Source organism: Mycobacterium sp. NPDC004974 (genome assembly GCF_053600815.1).
In genome coordinates this window covers 479,119-500,298 of record NZ_JBSGAQ010000004.1, presented here as the reverse complement: position 1 = coordinate 500,298, position 21,180 = coordinate 479,119, and the positions used below count along the sequence as shown (strand labels likewise).

Genomic DNA, 21,180 nt, shown 5'->3' with positions numbered 1-21,180 from the left:
AACATGAACATGCCCGCCACCGATTCCGGTGGCGGGCATGTTCGTTTGCGCCTGGACATCGCCTACGACGGCACGGATTTCGCGGGCTGGGCGGTGCAGGCGGGTCAGCGCACGGTTGCCGGCGTGATCGACGACGCGCTGTCGACGGTGTTCCGGACGCCGGTGGTGACGCGCACCGCGGGCCGTACCGACACCGGGGTGCATGCAACCGGCCAGGTCGCCCACGTCGACATCCCCACCGACGCACTTCCACACGTCTATCCGCGGACCACCCATGCGGGCGATGCCGAATTCACGCCGCTGGTTCGGCGATTGGCGCGGCTGCTGCCGACCGATGTCCGGGTCCGCGACATCGTGCGGGCGCCCGCGGGTTTCGATGCCAGATTCTCGGCACTGCGCCGGCACTACACCTACCGGCTGAGTCTGGCCCCCTACGGGGTCGAGCCGGCCGAAGCCCGGTTCATCACACCGTGGTCGAAACCCCTGGACCTCGACGCGATGGCGGCCGCATCGCGGGAGCTGGTGGGGCTCAACGATTTCGCGGCGTTCTGTCGCCACCGTCCCGGGGCCACGACGATTCGCGACCTACAGCGGTTGGAGTGGGTGCGCGACGGTTTCTACGTGACGGCGCACGTCACCTCGGATGCGTTCTGCTGGAACATGGTTCGCTCGCTGGTCGGCGCAATGCTGGCGGTGGGGGAGGGCAGGCGGTCAGCTGAGTGGACGGCCGGGCTGTTGAGTGAGACGAGCCGGTCCAGTGATTTCGCCGCCGCTCCTGCCCGCGGGCTCACGCTGGTGCAGGTCGATTACCCGGCCGATGACGAGCTTGAGGCCCGCAACTTGATTACCCGTGACGTGCGGACTGCCGACTGAGCGCTACAGCGCACGGTTTTCTACTCCTGGGTCGTAGGTGACGTGGTTTGGCGACCACAGGGTAGAAAGCGGTGCGCCGCCGCCAGGTTGGACTTCCGTTTGAGCCGTGGTGGTGCCCCGCAGGCCGTCTGGAGCCCCCGAAGGTTGTCCACTAGCCCTCAGAGTCGGGCGGAGACGAACCTGGCCGCCTGGGCCACCATGCCCGAGCGGATATAGCCGGGCGCCAGGTGATCCTGCCATCCGGCTTGCCATTTGTACGGGCTGCTCGGATTGCAGATCGGATCATCGGAGTGGCACAGGTCGATGGTGCGGTTCTGATAGGCCGGGTTCAACAGGGTGATCGGTGCGGCCCAGTTGGCGCCGTTACCGAACAGTGCCACCGCGGCGACGTGCCGGTCGGTGCCCTTGGGAAGCGGACTGTTGAAGGTGAACGCCGAGATCGGCATCGCCAGAATCAGATCGGTCGCAACGGCGCCGAGCGAGTATCCGCCCAGGACAAGCCGGGTGTTCGGACAGTTGCGGGTCATCCACTGCACGTGGCGGCTCATGTCGTTGGCGGCTACGTCGGCCTGGGTGTCGGCCGGGTACTTCACCGAATAGAGGGCGACATTCGGGCCGCGCAGGGCACGCAGTGCGTTGACGAAGGCGGCACCGACTTGTCCGGGTCCTTGGGGCTCCATACGGCCGCGGGCGAACACCACCTCCGCCGGTGGGCACGTGGCGGCCTTCGCGGCGCCAATCATGCTGGGCGCCACCGTCATTGGTACCACAACGGCAGTCAGAGCGGTGATCAGTGCGGCCGACATTCGACGGCCAATCACGCGTTAGATGGTATTTACGGTGCCGTCGAGAATAGGTGCCGGTCCGGCAACGATCCGGCGACGAAGTTGATCTCGGTGGTTGGTCAGGGCCAACTCAGAGGCGACCCGCGACGAAATCCGCGGCCTGGTTGACCATCCCGCCGTCGATGTAGGCGCCCGCCAGGTGATCTGGCCAGTTGTTCTTCCAGGTGTCCGGGTCGGCCGGGTTGCAGATCGGGTCGGCGCCGTGGCACAACTCGATGGTGCGGTCGGCATAGACCGGGCTGAAGCGCGTGATCGGACCGACCCACGCGGCGCCGTTGCCGAACAGGGCTACGGCGGCGATGTGCCCGTCGGCGCCCGCGGGAAGCGGAGTCTTGAAGCCGAAGCCGGTGAAGGGGACGGCCAGCACCACGTCGGCGACTGCCGCGCCCAGCGAGTACCCGCCGATCACCAACCGGGTATCCGGGCAGTTGTCCATCATGTACTGGATGTGGCCGCTCATGTCGTTGGCGCCGATGTCGACTTCGGTATCAGCGGGGTACTTGACGGCGTACGCGCCGATGTTCTTGTTGACCTTGGAGCGCAGGGAACTCACGAACGCGTTCCCGAGGGTGCCGACGCCGGCGGGTTCGGTGCGGCCGCGGGCAAAGACGACCTCGACCGGAGGACACGAAGCGGCGTTGGCCACCGCCGGCGAACCGGGCAGGACAGCCGAAGCGACCGGCAGGACAGCTACGGTTGCCGCGATGACGGCAGCCACCCCGATCCAGCGCCGGAGCAGCCGGGTTACACGGTTACCGCTAGGAAGTTCGACCACCTCAGCGATCGTAGCGGACAACGGCTACAACAGTCCGGCTACGAAGTTCGCGGCATCGTTGGCCGGGCCTTCGTATGCCCGGTGTGCCTGCACGCTGTCACCGTCGCCGCAGATCGGATCGCCCGGGTTGCACAGGTCGATGGCGCGGCCCCCGTACACCGGGCTGGAGGTCAGCGGCAAACCGAGCTTGGCTGACGGGTTGCCGAAGACCGCGACCGCGGCGACGTGCTCGGGGACATTCGGCGGCAGCGGTGCGTTGAAGCCGACGGCCGGGAACGGGACGGCGGCGATCACGTCGATCACCGCGGCACCCTGGGAGTACCCGCCGAGCACCAGGCGGGTGCCGGGGCAGTTGTCCACCATCCACTGGATGTGGCCGGAGGCGTCGTTGGCGCCGCCCGCCGCGGCCAGGAAGTCGAAGCTGGCCGGGTAGTTCACCGCATAGGCGCCGACCGAACGGCCGCCGACCTTGTTGCGCAGCGAACTGACGAACGCATTGCCGATCCGGCCGAGGCCGGCGGTGTCATTGGTGCCGCGGGCGAAGACCACCTCGATGTCGGGGCAGTCGGCCGCCGCCACCGGAAGTCCCGAGGAGGCGGCGGGCACCACAACCGGTGCGACGACGGCGGCGGCAGCGGTCAGCGCTGCCGCCACGAACAGGGTGCCGCGACGAACAAGATCAAAGGCCACACCAAATCCTAACGTCTGTGGTCGACTAAACGATTCCGGCGACGAAGTTGGCGGCCTGATCTGCCATACCCACGTAGTCGCTGTGCGCGAACGGGTTCCGGCCGCGAGAGCAGATCGGGTCCCCGTCCTTGCAGAGGTCGATCGCCTTGCCGCCGAAGATCGACGAGGTGAGCGGGATTCCGAATTTGGTCGAGGGGTTTCCGAAGACGACCGCTGCGGCGACCTGGGGGACCAGCTCGCCGGCCAGGGGCGGTGCCGATCCGACTTCCCCGACCTTGTTGCCGAGCGGCGGGATGCCGGCCAACATGTCCACGACCGCGGCGCCCTGTGAGTAGCCACCGAGCACGACCCGGGTTGACGGGCAGGAGGACGCGAGCGTGGCGATGCGGTTGGCGGCGTCGTTGGCGCCGTCGGCTGCGGCCAGGAAGTCATAGCTGGCGGGATAGTTCACCCCGTACGTGGACACTGTGCGGCCGCCGACCTGGGAACGCAGCGCGTCGGCGAAGGCCTGCCCGGGACGTCCCAGATCTGGGAGATCGTTGGTGCCACGGGCGAAGATGACCTCGATGTCGGAGCACGGTGCGGCCGCGGCGGGCGCGGCGAGCGCCAGCGGAAAAGCCGCGCTGGCCAGGGTTGAGACGATCGCGGCCACCCGGGCCGACTTCCGGAGGAGACTCACGGGGGACATAGTCACACAAATTGCTTAGCCGCGGCTAATCGATTGCGCGTTCGGACGTCTCCTGTATGGCCATGTCGGGCCAGGTCGCCAGCTCGACCTGAGTGGCTGTGTCGGGGTCCGCCTGCTCGCTGCGATCGCCCTGTCGGGCCACGGCCAGACCGACCAGTACGACTGCGCCGCCGATGGCCTGGCTCACCGACATGGCCTCGCCGAGCATGATCCAGGCGATCAGGACCGCGAAGAGTACTTCTGACAGCCCGACCAGGGAGGCGAAGCGCGGCTTGAGCCGGGCGATCCCGACGATGCCGAGGGTGTAGGCCAGGGCGGTGGGGATCAGGCCCAAGGCGATCACCGGCACCAGCCACGCGGTGGTGTGCCCCGCGATGGTGACGGCGTTGGTGGTGAAGATCAGCGGCATGACGCCGGTGACGCCGAGGAGCGTCACGGCCGCGGTGCCGACGACCAAGCCGCCGGCGGCCAGGCTGATCGGGCTCAGCCCCTCGCCGTCGGTGCTGGCCTGGTTGGACATCATGAAGTAGCAGGCGGCACACACGGCGGCCGCCAGGCCCCAGCTGACCCCGGCGAGGTTGATCTGGGCGCCGCTGAACACGTCGAGCACCAGGATGATGCCGGCGATGGCGACTGCCACGCCTGCGAAGGTCATCGCGCTGGGGCGGTGTCGCGTGGTGGCCCATACCCAGCCGACGACGAGGATCGGCGCGGTGTACTCCAGGAGTAGGGCCACGCCGACGGACAGGTGTGCGACGGCGTTGTAGTAGCAGAGTTGCGCGCCGGCGATCGGGATCAGGCCGTAGCCGACGACGGTCTTGGCGTGGCCGAGCACCTCACGGACCCAGCCGGGCCGGACGATGCTGGCGAAGACGGCCATCATGAGCGCGCCGCCGGCGAGCCGGGCCGTGACGGCCGCGGTCGGGCTCCAGCCGGATTCCATCAGGGCTTTGGCGAAGGGGCCCGATGAGCCGAACGCGAGCGCGGAGCTGACGGCGAACATTAGGCCGAGCCGGAAGTGGTTATCGGCGGTCGTGCGGTCGAGCTGGGCTTCGGCAGTCATCGGTACACCTCCCCTGGGGCATGTCATGAGTAAAGTTGACTATGGTAATGACAACGAGGTCGACGCTACGGTGACAAGGGGTCATGAGTCAAATGCTTTTTACCTATGACACGGAGCTCACGCTCCGGGCCGCGATGGTGCTGGTGAACACCGATCGGGTAGAAGGCGAACAACTGTCTGACCAGGCCGATTTGAACGCCTACCTGGACGGCTTCGGCTGGACCGGACGACGAGACCGCAACGACGCCGAACTGGAGGCCGTGCGCGCGCTGCGCGGGCGGCTCGGGGAGATCTGGGCGGTGGCCGATGACGAGGAGGAGACGGTCCGCCGAGTCAATGCCCTACTGAGCGATACCAAGGCATCGCCGTGGCTGACCCGGCATCCGGAGATGCCGGAATGGCACCTGCATCTGGCCTCGGTCGACGACCCGCTGGCACAGCGGATGGGCGCCGAGATGGCGATGGCGTTGGCCGACCTCATCCGCGGCGGCGAACTCCGCCGTCTCAAGAGCTGTGCGGCCCCGGACTGTGAGGCCGTCCTGACCGACCTGTCGCGCAACCGCTCGCGGATCTTCTGCGACACAGGCAATTGCGGTAACCGCCAGCACGTCGCGGCTTACCGGCAGCGCCAGCGCGAGGACTGAGGCGTTTCGGGCAAAGTCTTGGTCCCGTCGATGACCGCCCGTGCTCGATACAGTGCTCGGATGCTCATTTCCGCTGACGTGATCGACGTCCTGGACCCGATGTCGGGTCTTGTTGTTGCCGGCGAGGCGGGCGGGCGTCTTACTTTCGCGCTGTGGCGAGACGGTGCAGTGCGTCTTCTCGACGACAGACTCGCCGAGAATTCGCAGCGAGAGCTCCCTCTGGAGGACGACGTTCGCGTCCTTGCGGCGTCCGGCATCGATCTGGTGATACTCGCGTCCACCGGCGGGCTCGTCATCGTCGGAGACGAAGTGGTCACGGTGCCCGGAATACCCGCCGACGCGGCTGCGCTCCTGGGCGGTCTACTTGTCGTCGCTGCCCCGGACGGCGAGAGGCACCGGCTGCTGGTGCTCGATTCCGCGACTGGGGCGATCCTCGACGACCAGGCGATCGACGCGGATGATGCGCGCGCCTTCCTGCATCCTCATCCTGCCGAAGACACGGCGATTCTTGAGCTCGCCATGGGGCAGGATGGCGTTCTGGCCTTCCGCGTCGACGTCGAGGGAACGCGCCTACATCTGACCGAGATCCTCGCTGGAGATGATCCCGTGATCGCGGGCTTCAGTCCGTCGGGCGCGAGGCTACTTGTCGCCCCATATCCAAGCGATCCGGAGACCGTACGGGTGCTGTCGTGGCCGGATCTGAAGGAGATCTCACGGCTCGACGCGAGTGACGTCGACGCCGAGTACGGTTTCGGGCTGGCCGGATGCTGGATCAACGACGACCGGGCCGCCGTGTACGCGACTGAGGACGCATTGATCGTCGCCGACGAGAACTTCGAATCGTCCGAACGCGTCGTACTGCCGATCGACTTCGGTGACGAGGGAGAGATCGAGAGGCTCACGTATTTGGGTTCGGGGAACGTCGCCGTCGGCGCGTGGACGCCAGCCGGTCGACTCACCCTCGTCGTGCGCCTCATCGAAGGAGAGGGCTGTGACTGACAACGCCATAGTCCCGGCCGGCGACCAACAGGTGCGGTCACCGTCCCCGGTCCCGGGTTAGGGTTCTGCCCGGGGGATATATGGCACGGCGAACGGCCACTCGATTACAGCTCAACGGGCATCGATTTCTGTTGCGGCGCATGGCACACGCGCTGGTTCGCGGTGATGCCCGCATGCTCGACGATCCATTGCGCGCGCAAGCCGTGGCGTACGGAGCGGGCTGTGTGCTGGCGGCCATCGCGATCGCGGTGTGCGCGGTGCTTGCTCTCGTGCGTCCCGGCTCGGTGCCCGGCGACGCGCCGATCCTGGTGGCGCGCGACGCCGGTGCGCTGTACGTACGCATCGACGACACAGTGCATCCGGTGCCCAATCTCGCCTCGGCCCGACTCATCATCGGCGCCCCGGCGAATCCGGTTGTGGTCAACGATGCGGTGATTGCGAAGTTCCGGCGCGGGCCACTGGTCGGCATACCGGGCGCCCCGGCCCAGATCGGCCGGCCACTCAGTCTCGACGAGTCGGGCTGGGCGACCTGCGATGTCGCCGAACCCGCCGAGACGGTACTGCTGGCGGGCCGGGCCGACCGTGAGATCTCACCGTTGCGCGGCGGTCAAGCCCTGTTGGTGTCGGCGCGCGCAGTGGGAGCTCCGACCTATCTGCTCGCCGACGGCTGGCGCGCCCGGGTGGACCTTCGTGACATCGCCGTTGTTCGCGCGCTACATCTGGAAGGCATATCGGCCCAACCGGTTTCGCAGGCCCTGTTGGACTCGGTGCCCGAGGCTCCCGCGCTGCAGGCGCCTTTGATCGCCGGCGCGGGCCGTCCTGGACCGGCCGCGCTGGGAGGGCTCGCCGTAGGAACCGTGGTACGCGTGATGCGTGCCGGTCCCGCCGAGTTCTATGTGGTGCTTGCCGATGGGCTGCAACGCATCGGCAGGGTGGCGGCCGACGTCATCCGCTTCAGCGTGAAGCAGTCCGATGACGAACCTCCTGTCGTTCCCGCCGATGTGGTGGCCGACGTACCGGTCGCCGCCGGACTCGCGGTGGCCCGGTTCCCGGAGCGGGTACTGCCTCGTGGGCGGGCGGTGGTGTGCGCTCGCTGGGACCCGAGACAGTCCGGTCCTGATACGAATACGACTGTGGCGATTGCTGATTCACTCCCCGGCGACTCCGTGTCGTTGGCTCAGGCCGACGGTGCCGGGTCGGGTATCGACCGTGTGCACATCCCGGCAGGCCGCAGCGTTCTGCTACAGGCCGGCAGTGTCGTCCGCGGGGCGACGGTCGGTGGACCGCTGTATCTGTTGAACGATCTCGGTGTGCTGTTCGGGATCCGCGACGGGGCGACTGCTGAACACCTGGGACTGGGGACGAGCACTGTCCCCGCACCATGGCCCATGCTGGCCATGTTGCCGCGCGGGCCCGAACTCGACAGCGATGCGGCGTCAGTCGTGCGAGACGTGGTGGCCGCGCCGGCGTAACCGGTTGGCCGCCAGTGCCAACGCGGTCACCACCGTCATGGCGACACACACGGCTGCCCCGCCGAAGGCGATGCGCCGGGGCATGGGGTCGGTCGGCGTGGGGACCGTAGCTGCCACCGAAACCGGGGCCGCGGTCGCGGCTGCGGGCGCCGGGGTGCTGCCGCTGACCGCGGCCAGGGCGTCGATCACACCGTGTCCGACGTACGGATTCCAGCCGCCGGCCGGGTTGTGTGCGGTGTCTTCGATGCGGCGCATCACCTCGCGCGCGCTCATCTGCGGGAATCGGGAGCGTACGAGTGCAGCGACTCCGGCCACCACTGGTGCGGCATAGCTGGTTCCCGATATCGGGGCATCCCGTCCGATCGTGTCGATCAACTGCTCGCCGTCGGGATGCAGCGACACGAGGTTCTCCCCGGGTGCGGCTACATCCACCCAGGGGCCTGCCAAGCTGAAAACCGATGGGGTGCCGTCTGATCCGACCGACCCCACAGACAGCACCAGGTCGTCGTACCAGGCGGGGCTGGACACCGTGCGCACGCTGTTCCAGTCGGGTTCGCCGGATCGTCCGACAGGGCCGTCCTGCTGGGTGCAGCCCGCTCCGACGTTGCCGGCCGCGACGACCACCACGACGTTGCGCACGTCGACGGCGTAGCTCAACGCTGCGCCGAGGGTACGGTCGTCGGGTGCGGCGGCGACCGGCACGCAGGCTACCGACGAGATGTTGATGACGGTCGCACCGAGGTCGGCCGCGGTGCGCACCGCCGTGGCGAGGGTGTCGACGTCGCCGACACCGATCGCGCCACCGTCGACGGCGAACTTGTTGCTCGACTGCCGGATGGCCAGGACCGCGGCATCGGGGGCGACCCCGCTGAAGCCGGCGTTCGGTGCGGCAGCGGCGATTCCGGCGACGATGGTGCCGTGCCCGTCGCAATCTGCGGTGCCGTCACCGTGTGACACATAGTCGCCGCCGCCGATCAGGCGTGGCAGTAGCCGGTGCCGGGCCACCCCGGTGTCGATCACCGCGATCTTCTGGCCGTCGCCACGGGTGAGCGGCCACACGGCATCCAGACTCAGTGGCGTACCCGTCGCGCCGGTCGCACCGCTTGCGGACTGGTAGCAGGGCTGACGTTGCTCTGTGCGCGCGACGGGCGCAGGCGGCGCCGGGCGGGGCAGCAAGGTGGAATCCACCGCGGGCGGTACGACGACCGGTGGCACGACGGCCGGGGCCGGCGCGATGGCCAATAGCGGAAGCCCGGCGATCAGCGTCGCGGCCATCCGGCCTGACCGGTTCACCGCAGTCCCAGGTCCCGAAACAGATCGAAGGCACCGGCGAGCCAACATGCCAGCGGCACCACGGCGGCCAGCGCGAGGTACTCGATGGCGTCGGCGAGCCGCGCCGCCACCGGACTCTGGACGGTGACCGGCCAGATCACGGCGATCCCGGTCCCCACGGCGAGGATGCCGGTCCAGCTGCCGTGCGCGGGATTCCATGCCACCACGAGGATGAAAGTCGCTGTGAGCGAGAGAAATCCACAGACGGCGGGAACGGTCCGGCAGCGTCCGGGTGCGTAGGTACGTGAGCGGAACAGCAGCGCCACCCCGACGGCGGCGGCAAATGCGACCTCGATGACCGTGACCTGTCGAAGACCGGCGAGGGCGAGTACTGCGGTTCCCAGTGCGGCCGCGACCGCACCACCGGCCACCAGGCCGACCAGGTTCTGATGCCCGAGAAGCGCACGTGTGTCGGCGTCGAATGCGTTGTCGTCCAGAATCTCTTCGTCGCTATCGGGATACCCCGGTACCGCAGGTGTCAGGCCTGCCAGAGCGATGGACAACCGGGGGGTCAGCGGTAGCAATGCCATCCCGACCGCGCTCACCACCGCTCCCAATGCCGGTGTGGCCAAAGGCCACAGCACTGAGAACCCGGTCGCCACGGCCAGCACCCCGGCAACGGTCACGATCGCGAGCAGGACCTGTCTGCCGCACCCGGATGCCCGGATCAGCACCGCGCCCAACGAGCCCGTCGCGGTCACGGCCAGGAAGAAGTTCGCCGGTGCGGGTCCGGCCGGAACCACCAGGAATCCGAGAACCCCCGCGAATGCCACGGCGGCGACGTTGAGAGTGGCGATCACGGTCGGACCCAGACCCAGACGCGGCGCGGACACTGCGACAGCGGTGACGGTGACAGCCACCGCTCCGGCGGCGGCGATGCGGTCCCATCCGGCACTGCCCAGCCCGGCCCACGCCAATGCCACCAGGCCCAGCGCGCAGGCCCACAAGCAGGCGGCGACCCGCAGTCCGGTGGGGATGCCGTCATCGGGCGAGTCGACCGTCAGCGCGTCCATCAGCGCCCGCTCGGGTGTCGGCCGATCACAGGACCGGGTCAGGATCAGGAGATCGCCGTCACGAATATCGTTCTGCACCAGGGTTGCCGACTCATCCAGGCCGCGACCACCGAGGTGGGCGAGCTGCCACCGGCGTGGTGTGCCGTCCCCGGCGCCGAGCGCATCGATGATCCACGGCAACAACTCGCCCACGGTCATCGCAGCGGGCAAGGACAGATCGACCGTGGCACCGTGTCCCACCTCGGTCGGCGGTCCGCAGTGAACCGATACATGGCGTAAGGAATCCGGCATCGCATCACCCCCCGGTAGACGCCGACACATGTCACGCTAGCCGACCCGTCATGCACCCCCGCGCACCAAAATTCCGCTGCGGAACGGGAACCCGAAGGGCTCGGCGTGCGTCCAAATGTCGATGGAAACCCTCCGTACACCACACGTCACCCGTGGGCTCCCGACTGCGGAGCCGCCGCCCGGGGAGATGGTGATCGATGCGCCGCCCGCACTGCCTCGCCATATCCCGGGCGGCTCGCTGACCAGGTTGTTGCCGCTGGTGCTTGTGGTGGCGATGATCGGCATGATCGCGGTGTACGTCACCTCGGGCGCGGCTGCCACCCGCGGCCCGGCGTCGACGATGTTCCCGATCATGATGGCGATGTCGGCGATCGGCACGGCCGCTTACAGTTTGAAGAGCAACGGCCGGGCTCAGCAGCTCCACCGGGACCGCTGCGAGTACCTGCGCTATCTCGACGGGATCGACGCCGCGACCGGTGAAACGGGCCGCTCGCAGTGGTTGGGGCTGCACGCGGAACATCCCGCACCCGCACGATTGTGGACACTTGCCGGTAGCGCGCAGATGTGGAAGCTCCGCCCCGGTGACCCCGACTTCTGTGAGGTGCGGATCGGAGTGGGGGAGCGACCACTGTCCACGCGGCTGGTCGCCGGCGACACCGGCCAGGGACGCGATGTTGATCCGGTGACGGCATCGGCGCTGGCGCAACTGATCCGGCGTCGGTCGACGGTGGCCGACGTGCCGCTGACGCTGAACCTGGGCGGGCTCGACCATGTGACTGTGGGTGGGCCGGCCGATGCGGCCCGAGCGTTGCTGCGTGCCATGATCTGCCAGCTGGCCACGGCACACAGCCCGCGACATGTCCGCATCGCCGCCGTCGTCGACGGGTCGACCGGGCGTCACTGGGAGTGGCTGAAATGGCTTGCCCACCATGGGACTCCCGATGGCCGTGGCGGGGTCACCGCGTTGCGGTTGCGCACTCTGGCAGAGTTGCCGACCGCGACGCCTCCGATGCACACCGTGGTCATCGTCGACTCTGCTTCTGCCGCACTACCTGTGCCCGGCGCCGCTGTCACGCTGCTGGTCGTTGCCGGTCCGGGTGACATCGACACAACCGGAGCCGATCTGCATCTGGACCTGGGCCCTGAGGTGGTGCGCTGCGGTGGTGCCCCGATGCAACCCGACCAGATGAGCCAGGAGCAGGCCATCACCTGTGCCCGCAGGCTGGCGCGCTACCGTCCGGCGCGAGAACCCGATGACTGCGGCTGGCCGGCGCTGATCGGTATCGACGATCCGGCCGCGTTGGATCCGCTCGACACCTGGTCGGCAGCGGATCCGCAGCGGTTCCTTCGGGTTCCGGTCGGCCGGTGTGCCGACGGCACCCCGCTGCACCTCGACCTCAAGGAGGCCGCGCATGACGGGATGGGACCGCATGGGTTGTGCGTCGGGGCGACCGGGTCAGGGAAATCGGAGTTCCTGCGTACGTTGGTGCTGGGCCTGATCGCCACGCATCCGCCCGAGGCGCTCAACCTGGTCCTCGTCGACTTCAAAGGCGGGGCAACATTTCTCGGCCTGCACAAGGCGCATCACATCAGCGCGCTGATCACCAACCTCGCTGAGGAGGCGCCGCTGGTGGCCAGGATGGCCGATGCGCTGGCCGGGGAGATGACCCGTCGTCAGGAGTTGCTCCGGGCGGCCGGGAATCTGGCCGGCATCGCCGAGTACCGGTGCCGGGGCGATCTGCCTGCGTTGCCGGCCCTGCTGATCGTGGTGGACGAGTTCTCCGAACTGCTGCAGCAGCACCCGGATTTCGCCGAATTGTTCGTGGCGATCGGCCGGCTCGGGCGATCACTGGGCATGCACCTGCTGTTGGCCAGCCAGCGCCTCGACGAGGGCAGACTGCGCGGACTGGAGAGCCACCTGTCGTATCGGGTGTGCCTCAAGACGTTCTCGCCCAGCGAATCCCGATCAGTGCTCGGTATAGCCGATGCATACGAGCTGCCCAGCACCCCGGGCGCGGCCTATCTCAAGACTCCGTCCGGCGAGATCATCAGGTTTCAGACCGCATTCGTCTCAGCTGCGTGCCCAGTGCCGGAGCGGCTGCCGCGCATTACGCAGGAGGAGCTGCGGCCGCGACGATTCACCGGGGTCGGTGTGGAGACCGATCGCCGCCCGGCCGCACCGGCCACCACCACTGTGCTGCACGAGGTTGTCGGCCGGCTGGCCGGGTACGGCACCCCGGCACATCGGGTATGGCTGCCGCCGCTGCCGCCGGCCGTCCCGCTCAGCGACGTGTTGTTGTCCGATTCCGCGCCGCTGGCGGTAGCGATCGGGCTTGTCGACTGTCCGTTCGAGCAGCGTCGGGATCGACTGATGCTCGTCCTGGGCGCCGCTCAGGGCAACGTGGCGATCGTGGGCGGTCCCCAGTCTGGAAAGACCACGGCTGCCAAGACTTTGGCGGTGGCACTGGCTGCCACGCATCATCCCCGCGACGTGACGATCTACTGTCTGGACTTCGGCGGCGGAGCGTTGAGCGCACTACAGGTGCTGCCGCATGTCGGCGTGGTCGCCGGCCGCGCTGACACCGACCTGGTCCGGCGCACCGTGGCCGAGTTGCATGCCCTGGTCAACGCCCGCGACGCACGTTTCACCGCCCTCGGCATCGGTTCCGTGGCCGAATACCGGGAACGTCGTCGTGCGGGGGACATCGACGATCCGTTCGGCGATGTGTTCCTGATCATCGACGGCTGGTCGACATTCCGCGGAGAATTCGAATCTCTGGAGCCTTCGATCACCGCCCTTGCGGTGCAGGGGCTTTCGCTCGGTGTCCATGTGGTCGCGACGGCGTCGCGGTGGGCGGAGTTCCGGCCGGCGCTCAAGGACCAGCTCGGAACCCGCATCGAGTTGCGGCTCGGTGATCCGGCCGAATCCGAGATGGATCGCAAACGCGCCAGGCAACTTGCCCAGCAGGCACCGGGGCGGGGTCTGACCCGTGAGGGGCGCGAGCTGTTGATCGCACTGCCCCGGTTGGATGGCACCCCGAGCGATAGCGGGATCGGCACGGCGCTGGCAAGGATCGGGGACACCCTGCGCATCCAGTACGGGGATGCCCGAGCGCCGGCGGTCCGGCTGTTGCCCGCATGCGTGCGCGGGCACGAGCTGGCCCGGGCCCCGCGGGCCCGGGCCGCGACCGACGTACTGCTGGGCCTCGGTGAACGCGAACTGGCACCGGTGTTGGTCGATTTCGCCGCCCAGCCGGATCTACTGATCCTCGGTGACACCGGCTGCGGCAAGTCCACGGCGCTGCGCACCCTGTGCAGCGATCTGGTCGCCGGTAACGATCCGTCATGCGTGCAAGTGCTCATCGTGGACTTCCGGCGCGCCCTGCTGGGAGTCGTCGAATCGGAGCATCTGGCCGGGTACGCGCCCTCGACAGGGGCGCTGGACGCCGCGCTGCCGAGAGTCCTTGAGACACTGCGCGCTCGGTTGCCCGGTCCCGAGGTCACGCAGCGGCAGCTCCGCGACCGTTCGTGGTGGAGCGGCCCGGAACTCTACGTCGTGGTCGACGACTACGACCTGGTGGCCGGTGGCGCGACGAATCCGCTTTCGCCGCTGTTGCCTTACCTGCCCCATGCCCGAGACCTCGGACTGCACCTACTGCTGGCCCGGCGTTCCGGCGGCGCAGCGCGGGCGATGTTCGATCCGGTCCTGGCCGCCGTGAAGGACCTCGGCTGCATGGGCCTGATGATGAGTGCGAACCCGGACGACGGCGTGCTGCTGGGATCGGTACGCCCGGTTCGACTTCCGCCCGGGCGGGGCACTCTGATCACCCGTGGGGCACCCGACCAGCTGGTGCAGGTCGTGCTGTCCGGCGCGGCGGACGCGTGGTGACATCGACCATCGTCGAGGTGGGTCCGGTGACCGTGCGCGGACCCGGGCCGCGCTCGGACCTGGCCGGGGTCGCAGTGGCCGCCGTCGACGACGAGATCACCCTGGTGGACGACGAACCGGTTGCGGTGTCGGATCTGTGGGCCGATGTGCTTGCCGCCGCAGCGGCGGGGGCGCGGAACCTCACCCTGGTGTGCCCGACCTGGTGGACCGCCGATCGTTGTGACCGGGTGCGGGGGGCTGCCGCCGCTTCCGGTGCAGAAGTTGTTGTGATGCAGCGGGTTCAGGCCGTGAGCGCGACGCTGACAGGTGCATCTTGGGTCGTCGTGGAGATCGCCGACGAGGTCATCGTGGTGTCGGGCGCCCCTGCCGGAGGCGTGACACTCGCCCGCCACGCCGAGGGTGACGTGGATCCGGAGGCGGTGGTACGCGCAGTGATTGCGATCGCCGGGGCATCGGTTGAGGTTGCCGTCGATGCACCGGTGGATGTCGCCGGAGCGGTGACATTGGGTAACGCGGTGATGTCCGGACTACGCCGTCGCGGTGCGTTGGTCACCCTGGCCGACAGCCGGACGTGGCGTGACGCCCTCGTCGTCCCGGATCCCCCGGCCGCCGCCGTTTCGGTCGGCACGCGGGTGCGGCCGGGCCGGGTCGCGATCGGCGCGGCAGCGGTTCTGGCGGCGGTGCTGGGCGCAATCTCGTTCGTCGCTCGCGGCGGGCCGGCGGACGACGTGGCGTTGACGGTCCTCGCCGAGGGCCGGGTTGGCGTGCAGATCCCCACCGGATGGGATGTACAGCGGGTCACCGATGGGCCGGGATCGGCTCGGGTTCAGGTGGTTTCGCCGACCGACCCGCAGCTGATGATTCACCTGACCCAGTCCGGCATCGGGGACGGCGCGGTGGCGGACACTCTGCAGCGGGCTCTGCAGGAGCAGCCTGCAGGGATCTTCGTCGACTTCGATCCGTCAGCGGTCGTCGCGGCGCGTCCGGCGGTCAGCTACCGAGAGATCCGTGACGGCCGGGAGATCCGGTGGGCGGTGTTCGTCGACGGTGGGGTACGGATCGCGATCGGGTGCCAGAGTGCACCGGGGCAGGCCGAGGCCGTGCGGCCGGCGTGCGAGGCAGCCGTCCGTTCGGCGCACGCGGCGTTCTAGAAATCGGGTGGAACCGAACCGGCCCGTGCTGCGTCGAATTGTTATATCCCGCAAGACAAGACCGGAGGGGCAGGGAACATGTCACCAGGACTGACGGGGCCGTTGGGCACCGACTTCGAGGTAATGACGAGAGTTGCCGGCCGGATCGACGTCCTCAACGACGACGTCCGGGCCATGCTGCAGACGTTCATCGGGAAGATGGGCAGTGTGCCACCGTCGGTATGGGGCGGGGTGGCTGCTGTGCGCTTTCGCGACGTCGTTGACCGCTGGAACGGCGAATCGCTGACCCTGTACTCCACACTGGGCCGCATCGCCGAGACCATCAGGACCAATGAGCGCGCGTTGCGCGGCGCCGCCGACGCACACGCCCAGCGGCTCGGCACCATCGGCGACGGAATCTGATCGGCGTCGACGATGGATCACGTGCTGTCCTACGACTTCGGCGAGATCGAGTACTCGGTGCGCCAGGAGATCCACACCACCTCGAGCCGGTTCAACGCCGCTCTCGACGAGTTGCGTTCGCAGATCGAGCCTCTGCAGCAGGTCTGGACCCGTGAGGCGGCGCAGGCCTATGCCATCGAGCAGGCCCGGTGGAACCGGGCGGCTGCGGCACTCAACGAGATCCTGTTCTCCCTGGGCAATGCGGTGCGTGACGGTGCCGACGAGGTGGCCGCCACCGACCGCAGTGCTGCCAACGCGTGGGGTGTCTGACCCGCCACCCCAGAAGACATGTGCGGCCCCGCCCGGTGGAGAGGACCGGGCGGGGCCGCACACTTTCGTCTGGTTCGGGCTAGCGACTCGAGCCCGAGTCGCGACGGGGACGCCGGGGTCCGCCACCGCGCTGCTGTCCGCCGGCACCGGCACCGGACCCGGACCGCGCCGACGGGGCACCGCCATTGCGGGAAGCGGAACCGTTGGGGCGGCTGCGGCGCTGCTGCTGACCCGACTTGCCCGGCTGTCCGGACCTGTTGCCCTGGCGCCGCGGCGCCGGAGCGGCCTGGGCGACCGGCTCGGGACGGATCGGGTCACCGAAAACGCGGTCGCCGGGGGCGATCTCGCGGAGCACCGGATGATCGGTGCTGTTCACGCGGGTGATCGTGGGCTTGACCCCGGCCTTTTTGGTCAGGGTGCGTACATCGGAAACCTGCGCGTCGTGCATGAGGGTCACCACGGTGCCCTCGTTCCCGGCGCGGGCCGTGCGACCGGACCGGTGCAGGTAAGCCTTGTGCTCGACCGGCGGGTCGGCGTGCACCACGAGGCTGACGTCATCGACGTGGATGCCGCGGGCGGCGATGTCGGTGGCCACCAGAACTGCCGCCGATCCGTCGGAGAACGCCGTCAGGTTGCGGGTGCGGGCATTCTGAGACAGGTTGCCGTGCAGCTCAACTGCCGACACGCCACGCGAATTGAGCTGACGGGTCAGGTTTTTCGCGCCGTGCTTGGTGCGGGCGAACACGATGGTGCGGCCCGGGGCGGCAGCCAGATCGGCAACCACGTTGACCCGTGCGGCGTTGTCCACGTGCAGCACGTGGTGCACCATCGCGGTCACCGGGGACTGTGCCGAATCGACACTGTGCACCACGGGGTCGTGCAGGTAGCGCTTGACCAGCACGTCGACCCCGGCATCGAGGGTGGCCGAGAACAGCAGGCGCTGGCAGTTTTTCGGGGTGCGGTCCAGCAGTCGCTTCACGCCGGGCAGGAAGCCGAGGTCGGCCATGTGGTCGGCCTCGTCGAGCACGGTGATCTCGACCGCGGACAGGTCGGCGTGGCCGGACCGCATGTGGTCTTCGAGCCGGCCCGGGCAGGCGATCACGATGTCCACGCCACCCCGCAGCGCGGAGATCTGCGGGTTGGCGCCCACGCCACCGAAGATGTTGACCGACCGCAGACCGGTGGCCTTGGCCAGCGGGGCCAGCGAGGCTTCGATCTGGGTGACCAGTTCGCGGGTGGGAGCCAGGATCAGCGCGCGCGGCCGGTTCGGTGCCCGGCGAGTGCCGCTGGTCGCCAACCGCGCCACCAGGGGCAACAGGAACGCGTAGGTCTTGCCGGAGCCGGTCCGGCCGCGGCCGAGGACGTCACGGCCTTTGAGTGAGTCAGGCAGGGTCGCGGCCTGGATCGGGAACGGGGTCTGGACCCCGCTCGAGGCCAGGGTCGCGACGATCTCGGCGGGCAGGCCGAGTTCGGCGAATGTGGGCACAGCGGTGCCAGGGGTTTCTTGGACAGACAAAATGAAAGCTCCGAAAATAGAGGGCGGTCGTCCTGCCCGGCGCGAGTGATATCTCGCGGCGCTCGGTGTGACGATCGAGAAGGCGGCAAAGGCAGAACAGACAAGCCGCCGTGCCCCAACTATACGGGTAGCGGGGTGGATTCCCCGATTTCTGCTGGTTGACCTACCGGTGGTATCCATCACAGGTCGGGCTGGTCAACTATCCTGGCGGTTACGCGTGAATGCCATGTCAATGGCCCGACGCCGGGAGAGATGATCGCCGTGGCCGCATCGAGGAACGCGGGAGGCCGGATGTCTGCCCGGGCACTGCCCGCGAAGGTGCGCGCTATCCATGACCTGTTCATCGACGGCCAGGTGGACGCGGATTCCCTGGATTCCACCCCGGTGCGCCGCGTCATCATGGAGAGCTGGCAACGCAGCCTGGCCACTGGCGTCGACCCCGATCTGGGCACCCGGGCGGCCGCCGCGGCGGCGGCATTGACCGAATTGCGCAACACGCATCCGCTCGCGCCCACCCTGCCGCTGATCCGTCGCCTGCTGGTCGACGACGCCGTCGGTGCCGGGGTGGTGGTGGCGATTACCGCGGCCGACGGCACCCTGCTGTGGGTCGAGGGAGATCCGGGCGTACGCCGCAAGGCCGAGGCGATGAACTTCGTGCCCGGCTCGGACTGGAGCGAGCGGGCGGCCGGGACCAACGCGCCGGGCACCGCGCTGGCGCTGGACCGTGAACTGCAGATCCTCGGGTCCGAACACTTTTCCCGCACCGTGCACTCGTGGAGTTGCACCGCGGTGCCCGTCCACGACCCGGCGACCGGGGTGCTGCTGGGCGCCATCGACCTGACCGGCGGGTCCGCCGTGGCGACGCCGCAGACATTGGCGCTGGTCAGGGCTACCGCCGTCGCGGTAGAGAACCAGCTGGCCCTGCTGCGGCTGACCGGGCCCGTCGCACCGGCCGCCCCCGAGGGGGCACGGTTGACGGTGCTGGGCGCCGACCGCCCGCGCTGGCAGGTGACCGACGCCGCGGGCCGGCCCGAATCCAGCGGGCTGACCGGGCGGCACGCCGACATCCTGGTCCTGCTGATCCGGCACCCCGAGGGGCTCAGCGCCGATCACCTGGCCATGCTGCTCGACGACAAGGACCTCGATGTGGTCACCGTGCGGGCCGAGGTGTCGCGTCTGCGGCGGGTCATCGGCAGCACCTACATCGAGTCGCGGCCGTACCGGCTGATGGCCCCGGTGGCCAGCGACATGGGCGACGTTTCCGACGCGCTGGAGGCCGGGAACGTAGCGGCCGCCCTGGACGCGTACACCGGGGCGCTGTTGCCGCAATCGGTCTCACCTGCCATCGCGCGGCTGCGCACCGAGCTGAGTGCCAGCCTGCGCGAAGCGGTGCTGGCCGGGGGCAGCCTGAGCCTGCTGCGGCGCTGGTTGGGGCTGCCCGACGGCCGTGACGACCGGCAGGGTTGGCGGGTGCTGCACGACCATCCCGAGGCCGACCCGCTGGCGCGGGCGCAGGCCCGCGGTCACCTGGCGGGAATCGACTCCGAACTGGCCTGATCCGGTCCACGGGCCGTGTGCAACGTTGCTTTTGATCAGTGCAACTGTGCTGCAACCTACTGCTGACTACCTTTAGTGATGACCGACACATCTGGTGTCCGATGCAGGAGATTGCCATGACTGTTTATGCACGTCCGGGCGCCGATGGCGCCCTGATGTCGTTCGAGGCCCGCTACGACAACTACATCGGTGGCGAGTGGGTCGCACCCGCCGAGGGCCGCTACTTCGAGAACCCGACGCCGGTCACCGGTCAGGTGTTCTGCGAGGTGGCCCGCTCTTCTGCGGCCGACGTCGAGAAGGCGCTGGACGCCGCCCACGCCGCCGCGCCAGCATGGGGCAAGACCTCGCCGGCCGAGCGTGCCGTCGTCCTCAACAAGATCGCCGACCGGATCGAGGAGAACCTCGAATCCATCGCCCTGGCCGAGTCGTGGGACAACGGCAAGCCGATCCGCGAGACGCTGAACGCCGACATCCCGCTGGCGGTCGACCACTTCCGGTACTTCGCGGGTGTGCTGCGCGCCCAGGAGGGCTCGCTCTCGCAGATCGACGAGGACACCGTCGCCTACCACTTCCACGAGCCGCTCGGCGTGGTCGGCCAGATCATCCCCTGGAACTTCCCGATCCTCATGGCGGTGTGGAAGTTGGCCCCGGCGCTGGCCGCCGGTAACGCGGTGGTGCTCAAACCTGCTGAGCAGACCCCGGTTTCGGTGCTCTACCTGATGTCGGTGATCGGTGACCTGTTGCCCGCCGGTGTGGTCAACGTCGTCAACGGCTTCGGTGTCGAGTGCGGCAAGCCGCTGGCTTCGAGCAACCGGATCGCCAAGATCGCCTTCACCGGTGAGACCACCACGGGCCGGCTGATCATGCAGTACGCCAGCCAGAACCTGATCCCGGTGACGCTCGAGCTGGGTGGCAAGAGCCCGAACATCTTCTTCTCCGATGTGCTGGCCGCTGCCGACGATTTCCAGGACAAGGCCCTGGAAGGGTTCACCATGTTCGCCCTGAACCAGGGTGAAGTGTGCACCTGCCCGTCGCGGTCGCTGATTCAGGCCGACATCTACGACGAGTTCCTCGAATTGGCCGCCATCCGCACCAAGGCGGTGCGTCAGGGTGACCCGCTGGACACCGAGACGATGATCGGCGCGCAGGCCTCCAACGATCAGCTGGAGAAGATCCTGTCCTACATCGAGATCGGGAAAACCGAAGGCGCCCAGCTGATCACCGGTGGTGAGCGGGCCGATCTGGGTGGCGACCTCAACGGCGGTTTCTATGTGGCGCCGACGATCTTCACCGGGCACAACAAGATGCGCCTGTTCCAGGAGGAGATCTTCGGCCCGGTCGTTGCGGTGACCTCGTTCAAGGACTACGACGACGCCATCTCGATCGCCAACGACACCCTCTACGGCCTGGGTGCCGGCGTGTGGAGCCGCAACGGCAACACCGCCTACCGGGCCGGCCGGGACATCAAGGCCGGCCGGGTGTGGACCAACTGCTACCACGCCTACCCCGCGCATGCGGCGTTCGGCGGCTACAAGCAGTCCGGTATCGGCCGGGAGAACCACAAGATGATGCTCGACCACTACCAGCAGACCAAGAACCTGCTGGTGAGCTACGCCAACAAGGCCCAGGGCTTCTTCTAGGCCGTCAGGTCGACGGGTCCGGCCCGGAAAG

At 68.4% G+C, this 21,180-nt stretch carries 18 protein-coding genes; 10 read left to right on the top strand and 8 right to left on the bottom strand.

Annotated features, from left to right (window positions below; genetic code table 11):
* Positions 1 to 3 precede the first annotated feature (3 nt).
* Complete coding sequence (gene truA / locus ACWEFV_RS13275) at positions 4 to 873, top strand: tRNA pseudouridine(38-40) synthase TruA (protein WP_450070485.1); 870 nt, start codon at positions 4 to 6, stop codon at positions 871 to 873.
* Positions 874 to 1,031: 158 nt separating this feature from the next.
* On the opposite strand, the gene ACWEFV_RS13270 is transcribed toward truA, so the two are convergent.
* From ACWEFV_RS13270 to ACWEFV_RS13250, 5 genes are all read right to left on the bottom strand, one after another.
* Positions 1,032 to 1,679: a cutinase family protein gene (locus ACWEFV_RS13270; RefSeq protein WP_450070514.1), complete on the bottom strand. Its 648-nt coding sequence runs from the start codon at positions 1,677 to 1,679 to the stop codon at positions 1,032 to 1,034.
* Between the two features lie 109 nt (positions 1,680 to 1,788).
* Complete coding sequence (locus ACWEFV_RS13265; RefSeq protein ID WP_450070484.1) at positions 1,789 to 2,493, bottom strand: cutinase family protein; 705 nt, start codon at positions 2,491 to 2,493, stop codon at positions 1,789 to 1,791.
* A 24-nt stretch (positions 2,494 to 2,517) separates the two neighbouring features.
* Complete coding sequence (locus ACWEFV_RS13260) at positions 2,518 to 3,183, bottom strand: cutinase family protein (RefSeq protein ID WP_450070483.1); 666 nt, start codon at positions 3,181 to 3,183, stop codon at positions 2,518 to 2,520.
* Positions 3,184 to 3,208: 25 nt separating this feature from the next.
* Positions 3,209 to 3,871, bottom strand: a complete 663-nt coding sequence (locus ACWEFV_RS13255) for a cutinase family protein (RefSeq protein WP_135459882.1) — start codon at positions 3,869 to 3,871, stop codon at positions 3,209 to 3,211.
* Positions 3,872 to 3,896: 25 nt separating this feature from the next.
* Positions 3,897 to 4,934: an EamA family transporter gene (locus ACWEFV_RS13250; RefSeq protein ID WP_450070482.1), complete on the bottom strand. Its 1,038-nt coding sequence runs from the start codon at positions 4,932 to 4,934 to the stop codon at positions 3,897 to 3,899.
* 92 nt (positions 4,935 to 5,026) lie between these two features.
* On the opposite strand from ACWEFV_RS13250, the gene ACWEFV_RS13245 reads away from it, so the two are divergent.
* The 3 genes from ACWEFV_RS13245 to eccB all read left to right on the top strand — a co-directional run bounded on the left by ACWEFV_RS13245 (position 5,027) and on the right by eccB (position 8,049).
* Positions 5,027 to 5,578 (top strand): CGNR zinc finger domain-containing protein, encoded by a 552-nt coding sequence (locus ACWEFV_RS13245; protein WP_450070513.1) that lies wholly within the window; start codon positions 5,027 to 5,029, stop codon positions 5,576 to 5,578.
* Between the two features lie 60 nt (positions 5,579 to 5,638).
* Entirely contained in the window at positions 5,639 to 6,577 is a 939-nt protein-coding gene (locus ACWEFV_RS13240) for a hypothetical protein (RefSeq protein ID WP_450070481.1), read from the top strand.
* A gap of 80 nt (positions 6,578 to 6,657) precedes the next feature.
* On the top strand, positions 6,658 to 8,049 hold the full coding sequence (gene eccB, locus ACWEFV_RS13235) for a type VII secretion protein EccB (RefSeq protein WP_450070480.1): 1,392 nt from the start codon (positions 6,658 to 6,660) through the stop codon (positions 8,047 to 8,049).
* Here eccB and mycP read toward each other — a convergent pair.
* Together mycP and eccD are read right to left on the bottom strand one after the other, a co-directional pair.
* Positions 8,014 to 9,324, bottom strand: a complete 1,311-nt coding sequence (mycP, locus tag ACWEFV_RS13230) for a type VII secretion-associated serine protease mycosin (protein WP_450070512.1) — start codon at positions 9,322 to 9,324, stop codon at positions 8,014 to 8,016. The two genes, eccB and mycP, sit on opposite strands and share 36 nt — an antisense overlap.
* A gap of 14 nt (positions 9,325 to 9,338) precedes the next feature.
* Entirely contained in the window at positions 9,339 to 10,685 is a 1,347-nt protein-coding gene (gene eccD, locus ACWEFV_RS13225) for a type VII secretion integral membrane protein EccD (protein WP_450070479.1), read from the bottom strand.
* A gap of 115 nt (positions 10,686 to 10,800) precedes the next feature.
* Here eccD and eccCa point away from each other — a divergent pair, with 115 nt between their 5' ends.
* The 4 genes from eccCa (at position 10,801) to ACWEFV_RS13205 (ending at position 16,436) form a co-directional block, all read left to right on the top strand.
* Entirely contained in the window at positions 10,801 to 14,574 is a 3,774-nt protein-coding gene (gene eccCa, locus ACWEFV_RS13220) for a type VII secretion protein EccCa (protein WP_450070478.1), read from the top strand.
* Positions 14,571 to 15,725, top strand: a complete 1,155-nt coding sequence (locus ACWEFV_RS13215; protein ID WP_450070477.1) for a type VII secretion-associated protein — start codon at positions 14,571 to 14,573, stop codon at positions 15,723 to 15,725. Before eccCa ends, ACWEFV_RS13215 begins: the two co-directional genes overlap by 4 nt.
* Before the next feature lie 78 nt (positions 15,726 to 15,803).
* Positions 15,804 to 16,127, top strand: a complete 324-nt coding sequence (locus ACWEFV_RS13210) for a WXG100 family type VII secretion target (protein ID WP_450070476.1) — start codon at positions 15,804 to 15,806, stop codon at positions 16,125 to 16,127.
* Positions 16,128 to 16,139: 12 nt separating this feature from the next.
* Positions 16,140 to 16,436 carry a WXG100 family type VII secretion target gene (locus ACWEFV_RS13205; RefSeq protein ID WP_450070475.1) on the top strand — a complete coding sequence of 99 codons (297 nt, stop codon included), beginning with the start codon at positions 16,140 to 16,142 and terminating at the stop codon, positions 16,434 to 16,436.
* 79 nt (positions 16,437 to 16,515) lie between these two features.
* On the opposite strand, the gene ACWEFV_RS13200 is transcribed toward ACWEFV_RS13205, so the two are convergent.
* Entirely contained in the window at positions 16,516 to 17,922 is a 1,407-nt protein-coding gene (locus tag ACWEFV_RS13200; RefSeq protein ID WP_135459885.1) for a DEAD/DEAH box helicase, read from the bottom strand.
* 282 nt (positions 17,923 to 18,204) lie between these two features.
* Between ACWEFV_RS13200 and ACWEFV_RS13195 the strand changes: the two genes are divergently transcribed.
* Together ACWEFV_RS13195 and adh are read left to right on the top strand one after the other, a co-directional pair.
* On the top strand, positions 18,205 to 19,509 hold the full coding sequence (locus ACWEFV_RS13195; protein ID WP_450070474.1) for a GAF domain-containing protein: 1,305 nt from the start codon (positions 18,205 to 18,207) through the stop codon (positions 19,507 to 19,509).
* A 116-nt stretch (positions 19,510 to 19,625) separates the two neighbouring features.
* A complete protein-coding gene (gene adh, locus ACWEFV_RS13190) occupies positions 19,626 to 21,149 on the top strand; it encodes an aldehyde dehydrogenase (RefSeq protein WP_450070473.1) in 1,524 nt (507 codons plus the stop codon).
* Positions 21,150 to 21,180 lie beyond the last annotated feature (31 nt).